Annotated in this window: 13 protein-coding genes; 8 read left to right on the top strand and 5 right to left on the bottom strand. The window is 56.2% G+C overall.

The window, feature by feature from the left end; genetic code table 11:
* The first annotated feature begins 92 nt into the window (after window positions 1-92).
* The gene (locus ACR0BF_RS15825) at window positions 93-1,670 is read left to right on the top strand and encodes a DUF5928 domain-containing protein (RefSeq protein ID WP_480625288.1); all 1,578 of its coding nucleotides are present in this window, start codon (window positions 93-95) and stop codon (window positions 1,668-1,670) included.
* A 318-nt stretch (window positions 1,671-1,988) separates the two neighbouring features.
* The gene (locus ACR0BF_RS15820) at window positions 1,989-5,588 is read left to right on the top strand and encodes a flavoprotein (protein WP_480555318.1); all 3,600 of its coding nucleotides are present in this window, start codon (window positions 1,989-1,991) and stop codon (window positions 5,586-5,588) included.
* Here ACR0BF_RS15820 and ACR0BF_RS15815 read toward each other — a convergent pair.
* The 3 genes from ACR0BF_RS15815 to ACR0BF_RS15805 form a co-directional block, all read right to left on the bottom strand.
* Complete coding sequence (locus tag ACR0BF_RS15815; RefSeq protein ID WP_480474678.1) at window positions 5,585-6,748, bottom strand: hypothetical protein; 1,164 nt, start codon at window positions 6,746-6,748, stop codon at window positions 5,585-5,587. The genes ACR0BF_RS15820 and ACR0BF_RS15815 overlap by 4 nt on opposite strands.
* 20 nt (window positions 6,749-6,768) lie before the next feature.
* Window positions 6,769-10,044, bottom strand: coding sequence for an ATP-binding protein (locus ACR0BF_RS15810; protein ID WP_480625287.1), 3,276 nt, complete (start codon window positions 10,042-10,044; stop codon window positions 6,769-6,771).
* Between the two features lie 96 nt (window positions 10,045-10,140).
* On the bottom strand, window positions 10,141-11,046 hold the full coding sequence (locus ACR0BF_RS15805) for a LysR family transcriptional regulator (protein ID WP_480474676.1): 906 nt from the start codon (window positions 11,044-11,046) through the stop codon (window positions 10,141-10,143).
* 103 nt (window positions 11,047-11,149) lie between these two features.
* On the opposite strand from ACR0BF_RS15805, the gene ACR0BF_RS15800 reads away from it, so the two are divergent.
* The 5 genes from ACR0BF_RS15800 to ACR0BF_RS15780 are packed head-to-tail and all read left to right on the top strand — an operon-like array spanning window position 11,150 to window position 16,916.
* On the top strand, window positions 11,150-12,592 hold the full coding sequence (locus tag ACR0BF_RS15800; RefSeq protein WP_480474675.1) for an aldehyde dehydrogenase family protein: 1,443 nt from the start codon (window positions 11,150-11,152) through the stop codon (window positions 12,590-12,592).
* Window positions 12,592-13,566, top strand: a complete 975-nt coding sequence (locus ACR0BF_RS15795; RefSeq protein ID WP_480625286.1) for a membrane dipeptidase — start codon at window positions 12,592-12,594, stop codon at window positions 13,564-13,566. Before ACR0BF_RS15800 ends, ACR0BF_RS15795 begins: the two co-directional genes overlap by 1 nt.
* 4 nt (window positions 13,567-13,570) lie before the next feature.
* On the top strand, window positions 13,571-15,259 hold the full coding sequence (locus ACR0BF_RS15790; protein WP_480625285.1) for a hypothetical protein: 1,689 nt from the start codon (window positions 13,571-13,573) through the stop codon (window positions 15,257-15,259).
* Complete coding sequence (locus tag ACR0BF_RS15785) at window positions 15,256-15,885, top strand: DUF3726 domain-containing protein (protein ID WP_480555326.1); 630 nt, start codon at window positions 15,256-15,258, stop codon at window positions 15,883-15,885. The genes ACR0BF_RS15790 and ACR0BF_RS15785 overlap by 4 nt, the downstream gene beginning before the upstream one ends.
* Before the next feature lie 11 nt (window positions 15,886-15,896).
* Complete coding sequence (locus tag ACR0BF_RS15780) at window positions 15,897-16,916, top strand: Ldh family oxidoreductase (RefSeq protein WP_480606446.1); 1,020 nt, start codon at window positions 15,897-15,899, stop codon at window positions 16,914-16,916.
* A 41-nt stretch (window positions 16,917-16,957) separates the two neighbouring features.
* On the opposite strand, the gene ACR0BF_RS15775 is transcribed toward ACR0BF_RS15780, so the two are convergent.
* The gene (locus tag ACR0BF_RS15775) at window positions 16,958-18,265 is read right to left on the bottom strand and encodes an aminotransferase class I/II-fold pyridoxal phosphate-dependent enzyme (RefSeq protein WP_480625284.1); all 1,308 of its coding nucleotides are present in this window, start codon (window positions 18,263-18,265) and stop codon (window positions 16,958-16,960) included.
* A gap of 96 nt (window positions 18,266-18,361) precedes the next feature.
* On the opposite strand from ACR0BF_RS15775, the gene ACR0BF_RS15770 reads away from it, so the two are divergent.
* On the top strand, window positions 18,362-19,240 hold the full coding sequence (locus ACR0BF_RS15770; RefSeq protein ID WP_480625283.1) for a LysR family transcriptional regulator: 879 nt from the start codon (window positions 18,362-18,364) through the stop codon (window positions 19,238-19,240).
* A gap of 410 nt (window positions 19,241-19,650) precedes the next feature.
* On the opposite strand, the gene ACR0BF_RS15765 is transcribed toward ACR0BF_RS15770, so the two are convergent.
* A complete protein-coding gene (locus tag ACR0BF_RS15765; RefSeq protein WP_480625282.1) occupies window positions 19,651-21,168 on the bottom strand; it encodes an aldehyde dehydrogenase family protein in 1,518 nt (505 codons plus the stop codon).
* Window positions 21,169-21,199 lie beyond the last annotated feature (31 nt).

Raw genomic sequence — 21,199 nt, 5'->3', positions numbered from 1 at the left:
ATAACAAGGAACCAAAATTATTCTGTTTATTCAATCGCTCATCCTCAGTATCACGGTTGAAACCGGGCAGAAACGGAAATTACCTAACCTCGATGGCGAAGATTGCCTATATATTGCTATGCCATAAGGACCCTGATGCAATCATTGCACAGGCCGAACAGCTGACCGCTGCGGGCGATTGCATGGCCATCCACTTTGACGCCCGTGCCAGCGCCGAAGGTTACGGGCGCATTCGTTCCGCGCTGGATCAAAATCCGAACGTGACCTTTGCTAAAAGGCGCATCAAATGCGGCTGGGGAGAATGGTCGCTGGTGCAGGCCACGCTGAACGCCTTGCAGGCTGCCGTCGAAACCTTCCCCCGCGCCACGCATTTTTACATGCTGTCCGGTGATTGCATGGCGATCAAAACCGCAGAATACACTCATCGGTTTCTGGATGATCACGACAAGGATTTCATCGAATGCCACGACTTTTTCGAAAGTGACTGGATCAAGACCGGCATGAAAGAAGATCGGTTGATCTATCGCCATTATTTCAATGAACGCACCCAGCCAAAACTGTTCTACACTGCCTATGAAACGCAGAGGCGTTTTGGGCTGACGCGGCAGATTCCCGAAGACCTTCAGGTTATGATCGGCAGCCAATGGTGGTGTCTTCGCCGCCGAACGGTCGAGATGATTCTGGACTTCCTGCGACAGCGCAGGGACGTGATCCGGTTTTTTGCAACCACCTGGATACCCGATGAAACCTTCTTTCAAACGCTGGTACGCCACCTGATCCCGAAGGGTGAAATCGAAAACCGTACACCGACATTTCTGATGTTTTCGGATTATGGAATGCCCGTCACGTTCTACAACGATCACTATGACATGCTTCTGGGTCAGGACTATTTGTTTGCCCGCAAGATCAGCCCAGAGGCGCATGAGCTGAAAGAGCGTCTCGGCTCACTTTATGCGAGTGAGGGCATCGACTTTCCCATCTCGAACGAGGGGCGTAGCCTTTATGCGTTTCTGGCTGGCCGGGGGCGCATCGGGCACCGGTTCAGGCAACGCTTCTGGGAGGCCGGAAGTGTTCTGGGCCCCGACCGAGAGCTGTTTGTGATCGTGTGCAAAAAGTGGCATGTCGCCAAAAGGCTGGTCGATCAGATCGCGTCTGAAACAGATATCCCCTGCGTCGAATACCTGTTTAACGAAGGGGATACCCAACTGCCTGATCTGGGCGGTATTGAAACGACGCTGACCAAGCGCTCGCGCCATCGGCGGGCCGTTGTACGAATGCTTTTCGAAAGTTTCGGATCAGACCAGTTGGTTCTGTGCCTCGACCCGGCCAATCTGGACGTTGTTCAGGATTTCAGCGGTGATCAGGCCAAAACCCATGTGCTTGAGATCGAATGCGAATACTCGGACGAATACCTGATTGGCCACGCGCGGCGCGTCGGATTGGCGGGTGACAACAGCCCGGTTGAGACTGTTTCCCATCTGCTGCCGACACTTCGCAACGACCTGAGTTACGAGTCCCAACAAATCCGTGCCGCCGGTTTGGACAATTACCTGCGACTGCGGGAAACCGCCCAGCGCGCCGAAAACATAGCTGTCATATCCGAATTTCTTGGGGTGGACAAAGAAAAGGCCGACGCGGTGATGCGGCTGGACTACCTGTTCGCCGACTAAACGGAAAGTCAGCCTGACATCCGACAGCTTTTCGGCCCCCTTTGCTGCATTGGGTGCACCGCATATTTGCCTGTCGGAAAGGACAGCCTAAAACCCAACATCACTGCCATCGTGATTTTTATTCAAAAATCGGATACTGTGCAGCCAATTGGGCCAATTTGCTTATACTTTTTCTCTTTGGCAGGCCGGCCCTGGCCAGTGAAAGGCAAAAACAGACGCGTCCTTAATTCTGAATGACGGGTATCTGCGCATCGAAAACCCGAAAGCCCCTGCTGGCCGCAATTAGACATTTGAAACGCAACTCCGGGGGGAACAGTTGTGCTTATAGATCAAATTGAAACATCCAGATCATATATCCCAAATGACGCAGACTGGAACCTGATATACAAGGTTCTGCCGGGCGAGGCCAAGATTGCCGACCCGTCAGTCATCAACCGTCATTTCGAATGTATCGAGGTGACCGACAACACAGTTCTGCCAGCAAGCGGCATGTATGTTGTTCTGCGCGGTGTGGTTCAGCTGCGGCAGAACGGTAATCCTTTGGCCAGCGCGGATGTCGGTGACTATTTCTATGAAGAGCACCTTCAGATATCAGACATTCCCGTCAGCCTCGAAGCGCTCGCGCTGGACGGATCGCGGGTGGCTTTTCTGTCCAGCGAGAACTGGCGTCAGATACCAGAGGAAATCCGGCAACCCTGCTTCGCCACGATGTTCGGCGATCTGGTCAGTGTTCAATTGCAGAACTTCCAGCAGCCGATCAATTGTTGCAGCGTGACGGCTGCCGCCCTCAGCATGTCCGCGTTGGGCTTCAGTTGCGAAGTGAACGACATTTTCCGTGAATGCGCGCTGCCTTCGTCTTTCGTCGTCAATGACGGTATCTCACTGGGTGAGCTGTTTGACGTCGCCTGTACCTACATTCATTCGCAGGGCTTGCGGGACAGTGTTCAGGTTCAGGCCTATTTCATGGACGAGGACACGACAAACGTGCAGCTGTTGCTGGATGCGATTGACGAATCCAACCGGCTGGGTGGTGACAATGATATTCTGGTGGCGAATTTTCAGGTCGGCGTCGCCCATGGCAAAGCGAATATGCCGGGCGGGCATTTTGCCGTCATCGCCAAGTGCAACCCAAGCACTGGGCTGGTGCACATGATGGACGTACATCCTGAAAAATACGGCAAACTTTGGGTTACAACCGCAGACCGGCTTTGGAAGGCGATGTCGGACCGTGACGGAACCTCGATGCGGTCGCGTGGCATTTTGCGCTTCTCGGCGCGTGCCGCGGTCAAGACGCATCTGAAGACATTCAAGCAACGATGCAACTATGTCGACAGCACGCTCTATCTGGCAAAAGACCCCAAGAAACGGCGCAACCTGTTCCGCCGCGCCACTCCGAACATGAACTCCTTAGGTGTGTTGGTGGAAAGCCTGGCCATTCACGGCGATGACAAGGTGGACGAAGACGAGCTGCTGCGGGCCACCGAAGCCTCTTTCACGGATGTTGTCTCACGGGTGGCCACGGCCGCGGACATGCACAACATGGCCCAGAAATATCTGAACGCGGCTGAAAACATACACCTGAGCAGTTCACTTCGCAGTTTCGGAACGCGCGAGGACACATCGATCCTTACCCCCGAAGACTGGTTCAAGATGCAACTACAGGGCCTGGACGCCAACACGGACCGTCACCTGATGATCAATATCGACTTTAATCGGGTAACCGGGATCGAAGCCATCCGCCCGCCGGTAAACGTTTACCGGGAAACCGCGTTGCTCGAAGAATTCTGGTGCCTGTGTATCGCATATGATGAAGCAGCCGACCTTGTGACGATCGTCGACATGAGCCCCGCAACGTCACAGGTCTGGCAAGCCCCTCGTGGCAACATCTTCCGCGGCTTGCGCGATCTGGAGGACCCGGCTTTGCTGGTGATCGAAACAGTTGAGCCGCCCGAAGATCCCGGCGATGTCGCCAGCATTATCCGGAACAACCCCATGGTTCTGTTTTATGAAGATGAAGACCCGTGGTCCTACATGCTCAGAAGTGTTCTTTCGAACATCGGTGCGACCAGCGTAAAGCAGGTGGATGTGGGCGGTCGCGACCCCAACGCGATAAAGATGCGACGTCAGCTGATATCTTTAGGTGAAAAACCCAAAGTTCCCTACCTGTTTTTCCAAGGCCAGTGCATCAGCAAAGGCGAAAAGCTGGAAGACATTGTGGACATGATCAAGGCAGGTCACCTTCAGGACCGCATGATCGAAGCAGGTCTTCCCGTTTCTAAGCTTGAAGAGACACCCAGCCTGAATAAGAACATGTTCGGCTATCCCAAAGGTGTGATGAACGAGGTAAGCAGCGGCAAACGCAACGTGCTGCTTTGTGCCTGCGGGTCATCGGCGGCAGACAAGATACCAGAACTTGTTGAGCGCATCGTCGACGCCGGACACAATGTCAAACTGATCCCTTCCACTTCGGCTGAAAAGTTTTTTCGGGACTTCGGCGCTGAACGGATCGACGCCAAGATCACCCATAACGACTATTACCGCGACGATGATGAATGGAATTTCCGTTACATGGAATTCGACATGCCAGTGCGTGCGTCGCATCTGGCGCTTTGTGACTGGGCCGATTGCGTGATCGTCGCACCCATCACCTGCAACACCATGGGAAAGGTGGCAAACGGGATCGCCGATAACCTTCTGACCTCTGTCTTTGTGGCGTGGCAGTACCAGAAGAAGCCCGTGATCCTGTGCCCGGCCTGTAACACGAATATGTGGAACAACATCACCACCCAGAACAATGTCGCAAGGCTGAAGACACTGGGCATCGATTTCATAGGCCCACGGGAGGGCCGCCTGTCCAACGGCCGGATGGGGATTGGTATGATGGCCACGCCTGACCAGATCATGGAAGCACTGGGCGAGGCATTCGAAGAACTGGACGACCAGAAATACCGCGTGTGCAAATGGGCCCGGGAGGCTGCCGCCGCCGATGACATCAATGAATGGAAACGTGTGTTCCGCGCCATCGATGAAGGTGTCGTAGGTATCAATATTGTTGACGAAGCCCACGGCGATTCATTGCTGCATTATGCGGCTGGCGGCGAAGGCGAATTGAACGAAGGCGGTCACGATCTGGGCAAGCCAGATTATGAAGCGGCACAGGATTTGATCGACCGCGATATCGACGTCAATATCGTCAACGATCACGGTTTCACGGCATTGCATGTGGCTGTGATGAACAAAGCCCCAAGGATGGTCGACATCCTGTTGCGCGCCAAAGGCATGGATGCAACCTCGTGCATTAAATTTGTTCAGGGCATGGATATCCCGCCCGAGATACGGACCATGCTGGATGCTTGGGCGCGAGACCACAACCTTAAGATAAAAGACGCGGAACAGGGCCGTGACGAAACCTTTATTGCCGTTCAGGAACCCACCTATCTGTATTTCACATACGGCTCCCTGAAACAGGGGTTCCCGAACCATGAGGCACACAGCCGGGTCTTGAATGACTTTGTCGGGCCTGCCCGCACGCGGCAACCAATGCCCCTGATCGTTCCAAATGAACCGTTCTGCGACAATCCGAACTGTGGCTTCCTGCACCGAATGGCGACCCTTGTCGATCAGCAGGGCATGGGCAAACAAGTAAGCGGAGAGGTTTACCGGGTGACGGAATCGGGCCTGCACGAGCTGGATAAGCTGGAAGGTTATCATGGTCCGGGGTCGTCCAAGAACGTCTATATCCGCAAGAAGATCAACGTGATCTTGGATGGGGTGATGAAACCCGCCTACGCCTATGTGATCGCCGATCCTGAAAAGTACATGCAAAACTGGCGTGACGGAAAATCAGATGTTATCAGCGACTACACACTGGATATGGCGCAGGGTGAACCCAAGCCCGGATTCGAGCCGGCTATCTAGTTTTCCGCTGTGCTGACTGGTGGCGGTTTCGGGCTTTCCTTGGAACTGAGATTATAGGCCGTGATCACCACCATACAAAGCAGGACGAACGGCCAGAACCCGGCCTTGGGAATAAGGTTGTCCCGATAGTGGATGATCCGCAACGACGTCTCAACGTCGGACGCAAACAGGTATGTATTGACCGAAACTGCCAGCAGCATGAAGTACATCAGGAAAAAGAACGACTCCATATAGATCACAGGAGAACCTGCGAACCCTTCACGCAGCTGCACATGGGCCAACAGGATCACGAAAAACAGAACCGAGCAGGTTCCGATTACACTGGACGTGCTGAAGTCATGCCGATCGGCCAGCCCCTCGCGGCGCGTGACGGTCATCAGCGCCCCAAACAGCAGCATTGTCACGACAAGCAGCGGGACCATGTGCACGATGAACGCGTTTGCGAAATTTCGTTTGATGACAAAGTTATAATGCAGCTCGGGCATGTTGGTTTGATAGGCGTTCTGAGCGATGCCCAACGTAGTATCCAGGCTTGACAACTTATAGTCGAAATAGGTGTTCTCACGTTCCCACGTACCCATCACGATCTGACTGTCGATGCCGAAAATATCATCCGGGCCAGTCGCGGAATAAGCCTCAAAGTCAGGAACCAGCGCAACATTGATGTCAAAAGATGCGGGCCAGAAGCGCACCCAGACCGTTTTGTGATCAAAGGGGTAGCGGGTGTAGTCAAAACTCTGCCGAAGGGTTTGTTCAAAATACCACCCGATCAGCAACCCATCTTGTTGCGGCAGCCGATAGGCCTCTTCGATCAGTCCGTTTGCTGTATCGACCGCTTCCGGCAGAAGGAAACCGATCTCACCCTCGGCCGGACGGATCTCATCATGAACACCTGTGATGTAGCGCTGCCAGACGTAACCGGTGACCTGCACGTCGCTGGCACCAAGAAAGCTGAATGATTTTAAGAAGATCCCCGTTTTAACGCGGTAATCCGGCACGGCATCCAGTTTTTCCAGATACGCGTCCACTGATGCCTGATCCGGAAGTTGAGTGGGATCACCCTCAAAATGATTCAGTTCGATCCAAAGTTTGAGCAAGAGACCCCCAAGCCCAAGGGTCAACAAGCCAGAAATCAGCCACACCTTTCTTTCAACGCTCATTCAGCCTCCTGCCGTGTCACCTAATCAGCCAGAAACCCCACTGAACCCAGAAGGGATTGCGTGATACCCATAGCGGCAAACTGCGTTGCCAGATCGGCATACCCCCCGTGTTGTATTGGCGGAATGTTCTGCTGTCCGCTTTCAGCCAAAAGTCGTGTTTGACAAATGGATAAATCGACCATTGGCAAAGGCTCGGTGGTCGTGAAGGCTGCAAGCCCATCCGCATATTCAAGTGCTGCGTCCCAATCGCCGCGCGCCAGCATGACGGCGCAGGCGTCCGAGTAAAAGTGAAGGTGACTGTGACCCACACATCCCTCGGAAATGATCTCAGACCCCAGGTTCAACAAGCGCGTTTGCTCATCAGGGTTGGCCTCGGCCATTGCCAGGGCCGACAAGGCCTTGGGCCCTACAAAGTTCCGCCCATGTTCAAGCGCGATTTCAACCGCGCGACGACCTGTTTCCCGACCGTGGTCCAACTTTCCGGCATAAACCTGCGTTCGCGCCAGATGTTCAAGGGCCTGCGCCTCTAGGCGTTTTGCACCGACGCGTTCCGCAATTTCAGCTGAAACACTGAACGCTTCCAGTGCCTGATCAAGGTTGCCCAAAAAGGTCTCGGCCACGCCAAGGCAGGTCTGTGCAACGCATTCCGGAACAAAGGCAAAATACGTTTGCGAGACTTCGATGGCCTCAATGGCGTCCGCCTTGCCCTGTGCTACGTCCCCGGTGTAACTGCGCGCGACGCTGAGATTGTGCAGATTGGCGGCCAGATCGCGGACCAGCCCTTTTTCGCGCGCTCGTTCAACAGCTTGCATATAAAAGCCTGTCGCTGTCTTCATGGTGGCTTTCATGAAGTTTGCATCACCAAATCCGCTTAGCGCCCCAACCTCGAGGCGGGCAGATCCAAGTTTGCGGGCAAGCGTCAGGGCGCGTTCATTGGCGCTTAGCGCTTCCTTGTCCCGACCCAGAGGGAAAAAGACATTACCGCGCACATAATTGATCTGCGCCACATCCCGCTCTGACCCGCAACGCTCGGCGGCGGTTTCAGCCATATCGAGTGCCTCCAGCGCGTCCTGATACAGGCTGGCTTGCCGCGCAGCCTGCGCGAGCCCGATATGCGCGCGGCTGATTTGCTCATCGGTTTCGGCAACGCGAGCAGCTTCCTGAAATTCTCGCAGTGCGTCGCCAGACAGACCCTGAAGCCTGTGCGTCTCAGCCCGAGCGCAAAGCAGATCGAACCGGACACCTGCGGGGGACGGCAGTTCCAGAGCGCGTTCGATCAATGGGCTGGCATCGCCAAATCTGAAGGCCTGGATCAGTTTCTCCGCCGCGTCCAGATACGCCTGTGCGGCGTTATTCGCCCCAGCCCGGTCCAGATGCTGCGCGCATAGGGTCGCATCGCGATCCTCGAACCACTTGGCGGCCTGTCTGTGCAGGCGCGCACGCTCGGATTTGACCAACGTTGCATAGGATCCATCCCGGATCAGCGCATGGGCAAACATGAGGTCAGGCCCTGCCTCTCGGACCAGCGCGGATCGGATCAGGCTGGTCGTATCCAGATGCCCTTCACCCAGAATGAAGTTCAGCACTTCTGCCGAGAACCGTTGCCCCAGTACCGATGCTGCCTGAATGGCGGCGCGGCTGGTTCGATCCAGTGTATCCAGTCGGGACTGAACGATCCCCTGAATACTGCCGGGCACGCTTTGTTGGGTAAGTACATCTGTATTGCGCAACAACTGTTCAAGAAACAGCGGATTGCCCCCGGCGCGTTTGACACAGGTTTCCAGCAACTCGGGGTCGATGGCCGTGAATTCTTCGACCAACAGTCTGGCCTGTTCCTCGCCCATCGGCGCCAGTTCCATCTTGGACACCGGCGCGCCATCGGTTGCCATTTGCCAGTCCCGGTCAATCGGGTCGCCTTCAGCCCGGCTGGTCATCATCAACACGCAAGGGATATTCCGCGTCGCCGCCGCAATATGAGAGCAGGTCACCAGGATCTCGGGCGAGGCCCAGTGGATGTCCTCGATCTGGATCAGCAGGGGGGCTTCCCGGCTGCTGGCCGACAGCAACTCTTCAATGACCTGCCGCCTTCCGCGCAAGCGGGTCTTGTTGTCCATCACCGCAAACACCTCGGCCAGACCGGAGTCCTGCTCCAGCTCAAGCAGCGCGTTGAGGTGCGCGGCGTTCGCGGGGCTCACCCAGCCCCTGGCGATTGCGTCCCTGGCCGCTGCGGCACCCGTTTTCGCGCCATCCGACGGGTCAAGACCCAGAATGCTGCGGGCGACCATCTGAATGGCTGAATGCCCTTCGCGCGCGCCGAAATCCATCACGACACCGTTGTGGATCGTGTAGGACTGTCCGGATGCCAGTTCAGCGACTTGCTCGGACAAATGGGTTTTCCCGATCCCGGGCTCACCCAGAATCACATGGACTTCGCCCTTGCCGTGACGTTTGCATCGGTCAAATGTGGCCGAGAACACCGACAACTCCCGCTCGCGCCCGATGAACTTATGACGCCGTGTGCGAATGTTCCGGGCCAATCGATCCAGACGCCAAATTTCAACGGGATCATTCAGCCCTTTGATGGCCTTCACACCAAGGGATTCGCCAACGAATAGCGGTCCCAACGCGCGCTGAATGTCATGTGAAACCAGAGTCTCGCCGCCTGCGGAAATATCCGTCAGACGGGACGCCAGATTTACCCCATCCCCTGTGACAGTGTATTCTGTATGCGACTGACTTCCGGTCGTACTGGCAATGACCTGACCTGACGCAATACCGATGTGGCAGGAAAGCGGTGGTGACAAAGTCGGTAGAACTGCATGTATCTCGGCAGCAGCACGCGCCGCCCTTTCGGTGTCATTGGTATGTGAAATCGGCGCTCCGAAAACGGCCATGACCGCATCGCCAATATGCTTGTCTATACGACCACCATACTTTTCGACGACATTGTCCACTTTGCTGAAGAATTGATTCAGCAGCGCATGCAGATCTTCTGCATCCAGCTCACTGGATAGTTTCGTGAATGCGGTAAGATCGGCAAACATCACTGTAACCTGTCGGCGCGCGGGCTCGAGCTGTGCAGCAGGTTCAGGCTCTGCTGATGTTTGGCTGGTATCAATCTGTTCTATGGCGCGCAGCAGCCGCCGCCGATCACCGACGGCCGTCACCCCAATTTCGATCAAATCCTCGGCCGTCAAATCAGGCAGGATGGAGAAATCGATTTTGTTGTCTGCGAAGGCCTGCGCGTACTCGTTTAATCCAATTGCGCTCAGCCAGCCCCTAAGGTCCTGAGACATGTTGCCCCTCTGAAGTCCCCCGCTTCATCCTGGAACCTAGCATGTGAGCCGCTTCGAGTCTGCTAGAACCTAATTAATTTGTGTTTTTGAGCAGGGTTAATCCAAAACTGGCTCCTGCACCAAGCCAGTGTTTCCGAAACCGCTCGACAGGATATACGAACAGCAGGCCTGGGTGATCTCGCGGAAGCGGGCTCTTTCCCGACGGTAAAGATATACCTCTCGCTTGTCCGGCAAATCTGAAATCGGGCGAAAGGCGACCGCGTCCGGGATGAATTGCGCGACGGTCTGCGGCAGGACCGTGATCCACTGGCCTGCCCTGACCGTTGTGATCAGCGAGTGCGTGTTGTGAATAGTAACCTCGGCCCGGTCCAGAATCTTTTTGAACGAGGATGATTCAATGATGTCGCACAAGGCGTTTCGCACGAAGGGTGCCGCCATCAGGTCACGGATTTCGGGCGGTTTGGCCTGTGTCATAAGCGGATGATCAGAAGCTGCAACGAGTCCGAACTGATCCTGAAACAGAGGCTCGGTACTGACCCCGTTCAGGGGATGATGGCCGGATGCAATGCCGATATCCGCCTTATCCCCGGCAACGGCGTCCAGAACCTGTTGCGAATCCCCGTCTCGCAACTCGATCTTCAATCCGGGAAAGCGTGAAGCCATATGTCCCAGCAAGGCGGGAAAGACCAAAGCCCCCACAGACGGCACGGATACGATACGGATCAACCCATGTTCCGCCTGCGCCGCCATTTCTATGTTCAGAACAGTCTGATCAAAATCGCGCACCTGTTTGAGCGCAAGGTCCAGAACCTGCTGACCCAGCGGCGACAGGTGATTTTTCCGTTCACCTTCAAACAGTTTCTTGCCCAGATGATCTTCAAACTGTTTCAGCATCATTGAGACGGCGGATTGTGTCCGACCCAGACGGCTGGCAGCCTCGGCAAGGTTTCCGGTTTGGGCCACGGTACAAAAACACCGCAGCATCTCGACTTTCATCGCCATACTTCAAACTTTCTGAAGTTTACTAAAGTTATTTGAGTTTGACTGATGTTAGTCGAAAGTTCCATCCTTACCCAAATCGAAATTTGCGAATTTGGGGCCTGACGTGACCAAACTGAACCTGATTGCCGGCGAATGGCTGGCGGGCGAAAGCGAAATTGAAAACCGCAATCCTTCGGATTTAAGCGATCTGGTTGGCATGTTCACACAGGCCAGCGCCGATCAGCTTGAGGCGACTTTGGATCAGGCGCGCGTCGCGCAGACCGAATGGGCTGCCTACGGGTTGGAGCGGAAACAGGCCGTCCTGAACGCCATCGGCAACGAACTGATGGCCCGCGCCGAAGAACTGGGTACATTGCTGAGCCGCGAAGAAGGCAAGCCGCTGGCCGAAGGCAAGGGTGAGGTTTACCGGGCCGGTCAGTTCTTCACGTATTACGCTGCCGAGTGTCTGCGCCAGATCGGTGAAAACGCCGATTCCGTACGCCCCGATATCGAAGTGGATGTGCGCCGCGAAGCCGTTGGCGTTGTCGCAATCATCAGCCCGTGGAACTTCCCCACTGCAACGGCCTCGTGGAAGATTGCCCCGGCGTTGTGCTATGGCAACGCGGTTGTGTGGAAACCCGCCAACATCACCCCCGCCTCGGCTGTGGCCCTGACTGAAATCATCGAACGGCAGGATATCCCGAAAGGTCTGTTCAGCCTTGTGATGGGCTCGGGCCGTTCGGTTGGGCAACGTCTGGTGGAAAGCCCCAAGGTCAATGCGATTTCCTTCACCGGATCGGTGCCCGTAGGCAAAGGTATCGCCGCCGCAGCAATCCAGAACCTGACCAAAGTGCAAATGGAGATGGGGTCTAAAAACGCGCTGGCCGTGATGGACGACGCCGATCTGGATCTGGCGGTGACGCTGGCTCTGGGCGGGGCCTTTGGTGGCACCGGTCAGAAATGCACCGCCTCGTCGCGTCTGGTAGTTCACGCGGGCATCCATGATGCCTTTGTCGAGAAACTGGTTGCCGGTGCGCAGGCAATGAAAGTGGGTCACGCGCTGGAAGCGGGCGTGCAGATGGGTCCCGTCGTCAGTCAGCAGCAATTGAATGAAAACCTCACCTATGTCGACCTGGGCAAATCCGAAGGGGCCGAGCTGGCCTGTGGCGGTCAGCGCCTGGAGATGCCCCATGACGGGTTCTACATGTCGCCGGGCGTGTTCCTGAACACCACCAACGACATGCGCATCAATCGCGAAGAAATGTTCGCACCGCTTACATCCGTCATCAAGGTCGGCAGCTATGACGAGGCGCTGAGCGTGGTCAACGACACCAATTTCGGCCTGACCTCAGGCATCGTGACCAAATCACTGGCCCGCGCCACCCATTTCCGCCGCAACGCGCGCACCGGCGTGGTGACGGTTAACCTGCCCACCGCTGGCACCGATTACCACGTACCATTCGGTGGCCGGGGCGACAGCTCGTACGGACCGCGCGAACAAGGCAAGGCGGCAGCCGAGTTCTATACAACCGTCAAAACCGCCTATATCAGCGCAGGCCCGGTCTGATGCGGATCGACGGCCTGCAATATACCAACTGGTCGGAGAAGATCTTCCGCCAGCTGCGCGAAGGGGGCGTGGACGCGATCCATGTCACCATCTCCTATCATGAGAACTTTCGCGAAACGGTTCTGAATTTCGAGAAATGGAACCGTTGGTTTGAGCAGTACCCAGATCTGATCATGAAGGGCCGGTGGGCCAGCGATATAGACTCAGCCCGTAAAACGGGCCGGACCGCAGTGTTTTTCGGGTTTCAGAACCCGTCGCCCATTGAAGACGATATCGGGCTGGTTGAAATTCTGCATGATTTGGGCGCGCGGTTCATGCAACTGACCTATAACAACCAATCCCTGCTTGCGACCGGTTGTTATGAGGCCGAAGACACCGGCATAACCAGAATGGGCAAGCAGGTGATCAAAGAGATGAACCGCGTGGGCCTTGTGGTGGATATGAGCCATTCGGCAGACCGGTCCACAATCGAAGCGGCTGAGATTTCGGACCGGCCCATCGCAATCACACATGCCAATCCGCACGAATGGTCCCCGGCCCTGCGCAACAAGCGAGATGATGTCATCCGCGCCGTGACTGAAAACGGTGGGATGCTGGGTTTTTCGGTCTACCCTCACCACCTGAAGGACAAGTCCGACTGCACTCTGGAGAGCTTTTGCGAGATGATCGCCCGCACTGCGGACAAATATGGGGCCGAACATCTGGGGATCGGCACTGACCTGTGCCAGGATCAGCCTGACAGCATCGTTGAATGGATGCGTGTGGGGCGGTGGACAAAAGAAATCGACTATGGCGAAGGCTCGGCCTCGGCCCCGGGGTTTCCACCAATGCCGGGCTGGTTTCAGGACAACCGAGACTTTGGAAACATCGAACAAGGGTTACGCGCGACCGGCCTGAACGATGACGAAGTGGCCGGGATCATGGGCAGGAACTGGTATCGGTTCTTTGCCGAGAACTTCGTCCCACAAAGGTAACCAAATGGAACCACACGCGCAGACAGAGATCGCCAGACGTGACCCCGCTATGGTCATGCGACTGTCACGACTGGGATCACTACACCAATGTCGGCTCAGCTTTATGCGGCAACTGACACGCCGCATGGCCGATGAAAACTGGAGATTTTCGCGCCCTGCATTTGAAATTGACGACAAAGGTGTCGGGCATGCGGTCTATACCGCGCAAGGCCCCGATCGCGCCTATTCGCTGGTCGCCTTTGCCCATGACCTGCCTGCCGATCAACGGTCAGACCGGGTTATTGCCGAAGCGTGGGACGCCACCTTTGCGCTGTTCGATGGCATCCCCACGCCAGAAGACATAGATCGCCTGTCCCTGAACGTACCGCTGCAAGAGGCAGGGCGTGTCAGCGAAACCGAATTGTCACTGTCACGCGCCAACCGTTCCGTGCGACTCTGGGCTCATGTGGTGGATCGTCTGGCTGCGGGCCAGCAACCGGACCTGGAACAGATTTATCAGGTCGGCTATCTGATGAGGACCACGGCTGTTTATGGGTCGGGCAAATTCGGCGCTGCGGATCGTGAGAAAACGGCGGACCGGAATGAGGTCAGTGGTCCCTTCCAGATCGAAATGCTGTCAGTCTATCTGACCCGAGTTTTTGTACGCGATCTGGTGCAATTTATGGCACAGGTCAAAGGCGGGGGTCAGACCGCCGCGCTTGATCCTGAAATCGCACGCTGGCTGGGCATCGGCAATTCCACAGGTTTGGGAATGGCGCCGTTCATCGTGAACCATCCCGTTCTGTTCAACAACTGGATCATGGCGCGGGAAGAGGCCATCTCGCGCGTGCGGTCAATTGAGACAGCAACCGGAAAAGACGCGCGTGTCTTTCGCGACGTTTTCGCGCGCAGCAAACAGTCAATCACGTGGTGGCAATCTGAACACCCGATACAGGTTGAAAAACTCGCTGCGCTAAAGGACGACCTGAATTCGATCGACGTATTTCTGGCTACAGACGACCTGACACGAGACCATCCGTGGGATCGCATGATCCGATGGTCGGAAACTGCGCTCAGCGAAGAAGGCCAGGAGTTGCTGGCCTCGCTGATCCTTGAGCCTTACGGAGATGTCGTGGACGGGCTGTCCAGCTGCATGGCGGACACAAATGCGGCTGCACAGGTGATTGATGGAGCGATGCGGGTATCCGATGTGCGCGACTTGATCCGCCAAAGCTTTGACTGGGCGCTGGACCTTGATTGGAGTGATCCGAAAAACTGCGCGCGGGCCTGGTACGTTTCGGAAGAGAAACTGGAACCCCGACTGGGTGAACGGTTTGAAGAACCGATTGCAGACTATGAACAACCGCTCGCGCCCGCGCGTGATGCGGCGATGGCTTTCAAGGCTTTGCAAGAGTGGCCGGATGATGCGCCGATAGCAGAGTTTCTTATGCGCCACCCTGAGCACCGCCACACCGTACGCCGCGCACAAATCAGCCGTGTCGCGCCATATGGTGAGATCCATGACAACACAATCGGCGCGAATGTGATGCCCATCGATATGTTGCGCGCAAAACTATCCTTCTTTGGCGCAACGCATTTCGACCCTCGTTCAGATCGCTGGGTCCGCATCTGCATGTATGCCGGCGCCCCCTACCCCGATGAGCTAAATACCGCGAACGCAGATTTGTGGGTTTATCCGGAGGTTGCGCAATGACCTTTTCATTGAACGAAGTCGAAGCAACAGCCAAACGCGCAACCCGTGGGGCCGGATATGCCTGGGGCGTGGCGGAAGAGGCTGCGAAAGCCACCCGGTGGCTAAACGGCCAAGGGTTCGACGGGCCCGCCATTCTGGCCCAACTGCTCAAACGTGAATATGCGCCCTGTCTGGAACGCCACATTCCTGTGCTTCAGAACGGAGTATGGGTTGGCCAACAAGACCTGTGCCCCCTGATGACCGGAGCTGCGATATCGGATTCACCGACCGTCCTGTCCCAAGGCACCATTTCGATTTCAAATCTCGCGGCACCGCTGCTGTTGCTGCCCTTTGTCGCTGCGGGGGCCAAAAAACTGGGAACGACAGTAAAAGTCACCTTTGACGGGTATGCTGCGATAACTGATGGTGTTCATTTAAGCTGCGCAGACTGCAATTTAGACCGCGCTGATCATGTTGAGATAACTGAGGGCGGCCACATTCAAAACAGTCGTCCTCTGCAAAGCCGTGCCGCCCCAAATGCAGAGGTGTGGCAGATTCTCAACTCCATGGCGCACCGTACATATGCCCCTGCAACTGAAGAATCCCGACTGCTTGGCGCTGGTTCCGGCCTGTCGGACAATGACTGAAGGATCATCAGATGACCGAGACCCAAACCCTGTCGCTTGCCGAAATCGAAAAGCTGTCCTTCACCGCGTTGGTTGCCGCTGGCACAAGTGAAGAAAACGCGCGCCCTCTGGCCGTGGCCACGGCGGCAACCGAAGCAGATGGGGTGGCCAGTCATGGTCTGGCTTATATCCCGATCTACTGTGAACATGTACAATGCGGGAAGGTCGACGGTCAGGCAGTACCGACGCTGGAAACCCCGCGCCCCGGCCTTATCCGTGTAGACGCTGCGACCGGGTTCGCACATGCAGCCATTGACCTGGGCTTCGAAGCATTGATCACGGCGGCACGCGAACAGGGCATCGCGGCCCTTGCGATCACCAACAGCTACAATTGCGGTGTGTTGGGTTATCACACGTATCGACTGGCGCAGGCGGGCCTGGTTGGTCTTGGATTCACCAATGCACCTGCATCCATTGCTCCTTCGGGTGGATCGAAGCCCGTTGTCGGCACCAACCCGTTCTCTGTTGCGGTACCGGGTCCAGACGGACAACCCGCGTTGCTGATCGACCAGAGCGCCAGCACCATCGCCAAAAGCGAAGTGATGAAACACGCCAGAGAAGGCAAAGCCATTCCGGTCGGCTGGGCGCTGGACCCGGATGGAAACCCGACAACAGACCCGAATGTCGGTCTGAAAGGAAGCATGGCCCCATCCGGCGGATACAAAGGTGTGGGTATCGCTTTGCTGACTGAAATCATGGCGGCCGCTTTGACGGGGTCTACACTTGGGCTGCATGCCTCTCCGTTCTCGGGGACGGTCGGGGGTCCACCGAAAACCGGGCAGTTCTTCATCGCTATTGACCCTGCGGTTTCGTCAAATGGACTGTTTTCAAACGCAATTTCGGACTTGGTCGCGTCGATCAGAAATCAGGACGGCGCGCACTTGCCCGGAGATGGGCGCCGTGCATGTCGCTTTGCGGCAGGTCAAAAAGGTGTCGCCGTCAACTCTGCTTCATTGGCCAGAATTGAGGCGATTATTCAGGAAAACAGTTAAGAGCAGCCACCAGACCGGGCGATTGTGGTGGCCGCTTGCGCCTAGTTCACGAAATGCAGCGTGTCGAATTCACTGCGCCAGGCAGAGGCTTCCAAAGCAACAGGCTCGCCGTCCAGTCCTCGCCTGATCAAATCGGCGAGGCGCTCGGCATCTTGAGAGGTCATGCCCCAGCGAACCAATTCAGGAGTGCCGATCCGCAACCCATTCAAGTCCCCTTCAATCGGCTTGACAGGCAATCCGATGCCGCACGCAAGGAACCCGCTTTCGCGAAGTTTCTTTGATGCGGCCTGCCCTCCGCCATAGGGCTCTGCCAGAACCGCGAACTGATGCGAATTGGTGAAGCCTTCCGCACCCGCATAAACGCGAACGCCCCGCGCATCCAACGCGGCGGCAAGTGCTTTTGACAGTGCAATCATCTCGTTTGCGTACGCCTGGCCAAAATCTTTCCAATCCAGCATCGTAACCGCAAGCGCAGCCGTTTTGGCGGCATCGAAATTGGCCGTCATCCCGGGAAAAGCAATGGCATCCAATGCTTTGGCGATGTCGACATCATTCGACACGATCAATCCACCTGCTGGTCCACCAAGGCTTTTATAGGTGCTCATGGTCATGAAATGCGCGCCCTCATTCAACGGGTTCGACCATGCACGCCCCGCGATTATCCCGCACTGATGCGCGGCATCGAACATGACTTTCGCGCCAACTTCGTCCGCAATGGCCCGCACCTCGGCAACAGGGTGTTCAAAAAGGTTCAGACTTCCACCGATCGTAATCAGCTTGGCGCGCTCAACCCGCGCCAGATCGCGCAGCTGGTCCAGATCGACGGTGTAACCTTTTGTGTTAACCGGGGCCTCGATCGTGCGTAGCCCGAACAGCCCTGCACAGCCCGCAGTATGATGGGTCACATGGCCGCCGATCGTTGCAGGCGGAGCGATGATTGTATCCCCTGGGTTACAAGTCGCCATGAAACCATAAAGATTTGCAATTGCGCCCGACGGCACGCGAACCTCTGCAAATCGGGCATCAAAGACCTCTGCACAAAGCTCGGCCGCGATGACTTCAATTTCTTCGATTGCTTCCAGCCCCATTTCATATTTGTCACCGGGATAGCCCAGCGATGGCCGGGATCCGATACCCGACGACAAAAGCGCCTCGGCCTTGGGGTTCATGACATTTGTCGCGGGGTTAAGGTTGAAACACTCTTTCTCGTGAATGCGGCGGTTTTTCTCTGCCAGATGCGCGATCCGGCCCAGTAGGTCGCCGGACGATGCTGATGCTGTCTTTGTTGAGATACTCTGAACCAGCGTTTCGCTTGCGGCGGGCACCCAGTCTCTATGTGCAAGTGTCATCTGACATCCTCCTGTTTCTTCCACTGTGGCCGCTGCTGCGTGACTTCGCAAAGCAGAATTGTTATTTCTTGGCGTAGAAAAACTAAGGCTATGATGATGAGCGTTTCCCCAAAGCGCCCCAAAGGGCCCCCACTGAACGCAATGCGCGCTTTCGAGGCGGCGGCGCGCCACATCAGCTTTGTCGCCGCGGCCGAAGAGTTGAACGTCACACCGGGCGCCATCTCGCAACACATCAAAACGCTGGAAAGCTGGGCCGGTGCACCCCTTTTCCGACGCAACGCACAAGGCGTAGAACTCACGCCCGAGGGGCAATCGCTGGTTGCTGGATTTACCCGGGCTTTTGACCAATTGGCCGACGCGACCCAGGCGCTGCGCAACCTTAAACCCAATGCAGATTTTCATATCGCTGCCTTGCCGGCCATTGCTCAACTCTGGCTCCCCAAAAGGCTACGCCAGATCCGATCTCATTTTCCCGACATCAGTTTTTCCGTCACAGCGCTGGAAGCGCCGCCGAGCCTTGGGCGCGAACTGTTCGACCTGTCAATCTTCTTCGCTCCACCGAACGACACGGCAAATCAGGTGGTTGTTTGCCCGGACGAGATCGTGCCGGTTTGTGCCCCGACGCTTAAGGACCAAATATGCGGCGCAAACGGTTTTCGGGATTTACCGTTGCTGCACGATCTGGTGTGGAGTGAAGATTGGACCAAATGGGCCCAGCACTCTGGCTATGACCTGCATAATGCCGAAGGTGGTGCTCAATTCTCCCTCTACAGTCTGGCCGTAGAGGAAGCCAAGGCGGGCGCAGGAATACTGATGGGACACCTGTGCCTGATCGAAGACGCCCTGGCCACGGGCGAGCTGATCGTTGCGCATACCAAGTCGTTTCGAACCAACCGAGGACTGGTGATTCAAATGCCACAACGCACGCGCAGGAGACCGGAAACGGACCAGATTGTCGCCTGGTTGTCCCGTTGACCGAAGCCACTGACTTTCGGGTTATGAGGCTGACGAGATGAGGACGTTAAGCAATTGATCGAGTGGATCAATTGTAGTCTGAACGGCCTGTGTTGAGATTATTCGACCCGGTTGCGGGAGCCGGATTTGGCCTATGTCGAATGTCAGAGGAACTATTAATCTAACGGACAACCAGTACACATGCCCCGGTTGTTTAGATAAATGACCTTATTGGGACGGATGGCAGACCCACAGTAGAAAAGCGCTGAAGATGTCTTGCGGATTTTTCAGCCATTGGCCCGCTTGTGCCGGAGGGCCGCGGACTACCCGAACTGGACATTCTAAAATAGACTTTGCAGTTCCGGTTGGCGGGACAATCCTGCCGTTAGCTCATCATCCGTTGTAGAGTCGATCAGGTCGCACCGATCACCCTAGCCGGTGTGCTTTCTCCCGCCTTGTACGTCATCTGAATAGAACCAGTCGTCGGGATATGGATACCACCAGTCCGCCTCCTTCGCCTTCGGGTCGATCACGACCATCTTGGATCGCCTGAATGCCTCGAGTCCCTGAAGGCCTAGCGTGCGTCCAAGTCCAGAATTCTTGATACCGCCAAAAGGCAAGGCATCGTTGTCCACCAGCGGGTTGTTGACCCAAACCATCCCCACCTGTAGTTCATTCACCCCCTGAAATGCCTCCTCCAAGTCGCTGGTAAACAGGCATCCGCCAAGGCCGAACTGCGACGCGTTTGCCAGTTCAAGTGCTTGGTCAAAGTCGCTAACCCGAATGACCGAAGCGACCGGCCCAAAGACCTCTTCCTGAGTTAGCAACATGTCCGCCGTCACGCCGGTCAGGATCGTTGGTTCGAAAAACCAACCTGGCCCTGCATCATCCGGGATACAGCCTCCTACTTCAACCACCGCGCCTTTCTCCGTTGCATCGCGCACCAGCCGCACGACCTTATCTCGCGCTTCCTTGGAGGCCAGAGGTCCAATTTCCGCCACCCCCATGCCGTCGCCGATGCGCAGTTTCCGGGTTCTGGCCACGAACTCGTCGACAAAATCGTCATATACATCATCGACCACAAAAATCCGTTCAGACGATGTGCAAACCTGACCCGACTGCAAAAAGGCAGCAGTCACTGCTCCGGCAGCAGCGACCGCGATGTCGGCGTGTTTACTGACGATAAGTGGATCGCTCCCGCCAGCCTCGATAATTGCCGGTTTTAGACTCTCTGCTGCGGCCACTGCGACTGCACGACCTGTCGGCACGGACCCTGTAAAGGCGACCACATGGGTTTTGGGGCTGGCAATCAACTGTTTACCCACGTCTGCCCCGCCCGGCACGCAAGCAATAAGATCTTGTGGCAGCGCCTGAAAAAACTCCATGAACGCCATCGTGCACAAAGTTCCTGCGGGTGAGGCTTTCAACACAACACCGTTACCTGCCGCAAGTGATGCGGCCATCGACCAGCAGCCAAGAATGAGGGGGAAATTATATGGAACCACATGCACGGACACGCCGTAGGGCTCGTATGTCTGATACTGAAAAGATCCAGTTTGCATGGTGCCCGCGATCTTGCCCGCGTCATTGCGCGCCATCTCGGCATAGTACCGGAAAACCGGCGGGATATTCGCAATCTCGCCGATCGATTCAGGGTAAGGTTTGCCCGTTTCCAATGTCATCAAAAGGGCGACCTCAGTCATGTCGCCGCTTTCGATCTCGTTGGCGATCTGATGCAATACCCGCGCGCGAGACTTGCAGTCCGTTGCAGACCATTTCCTTTGCGCCGCATTGACCCGATCCAGAACCTGGTCCACGATCTGCGGCGACGGTTCACCAAAAACCCCGACGGGCTGCAAGGTAGACGGGTTGACCAGCGTGGTCCCACTACCCTCCAATGGGACATGCCGAGGGTTTAGGTAGTAGCTGGATTTGAACGGGTCACGCATTGGGCAGCCCCCTTGTTTAAAAGGCATTGCG

It is taken from the genome of Ruegeria sp. AG7, from assembly GCF_056541545.1.
This window is presented reverse-complemented; position numbering and strand designations above follow the sequence as displayed.

Bases quoted from the DNA above. Each gene is read 5' to 3' on its own strand.
- ACR0BF_RS15825 (WP_480625288.1), top strand. From the start codon at position 93: ATGGCGAAGATTGCCTATATATTGCTATGCCATAAGGACCCTGATGCA.
- ACR0BF_RS15815 (WP_480474678.1), bottom strand. From the start codon at position 6,748: ATGAGCGTTGAAAGAAAGGTGTGGCTGATTTCTGGCTTGTTGACCCTT.
- ACR0BF_RS15810 (WP_480625287.1), bottom strand. From the start codon at position 10,044: ATGTCTCAGGACCTTAGGGGCTGGCTGAGCGCAATTGGATTAAACGAG.
- ACR0BF_RS15805 (WP_480474676.1), bottom strand. From the start codon at position 11,046: ATGGCGATGAAAGTCGAGATGCTGCGGTGTTTTTGTACCGTGGCCCAA.
- ACR0BF_RS15795 (WP_480625286.1), top strand. From the start codon at position 12,592: ATGCGGATCGACGGCCTGCAATATACCAACTGGTCGGAGAAGATCTTC.
- ACR0BF_RS15790 (WP_480625285.1), top strand. From the start codon at position 13,571: ATGGAACCACACGCGCAGACAGAGATCGCCAGACGTGACCCCGCTATG.
- ACR0BF_RS15785 (WP_480555326.1), top strand. From the start codon at position 15,256: ATGACCTTTTCATTGAACGAAGTCGAAGCAACAGCCAAACGCGCAACC.
- ACR0BF_RS15780 (WP_480606446.1), top strand. From the start codon at position 15,897: ATGACCGAGACCCAAACCCTGTCGCTTGCCGAAATCGAAAAGCTGTCC.
- ACR0BF_RS15775 (WP_480625284.1), bottom strand. From the start codon at position 18,265: ATGACACTTGCACATAGAGACTGGGTGCCCGCCGCAAGCGAAACGCTG.
- ACR0BF_RS15770 (WP_480625283.1), top strand. From the start codon at position 18,362: ATGAGCGTTTCCCCAAAGCGCCCCAAAGGGCCCCCACTGAACGCAATG.
- ACR0BF_RS15765 (WP_480625282.1), bottom strand. From the start codon at position 21,168: ATGCGTGACCCGTTCAAATCCAGCTACTACCTAAACCCTCGGCATGTC.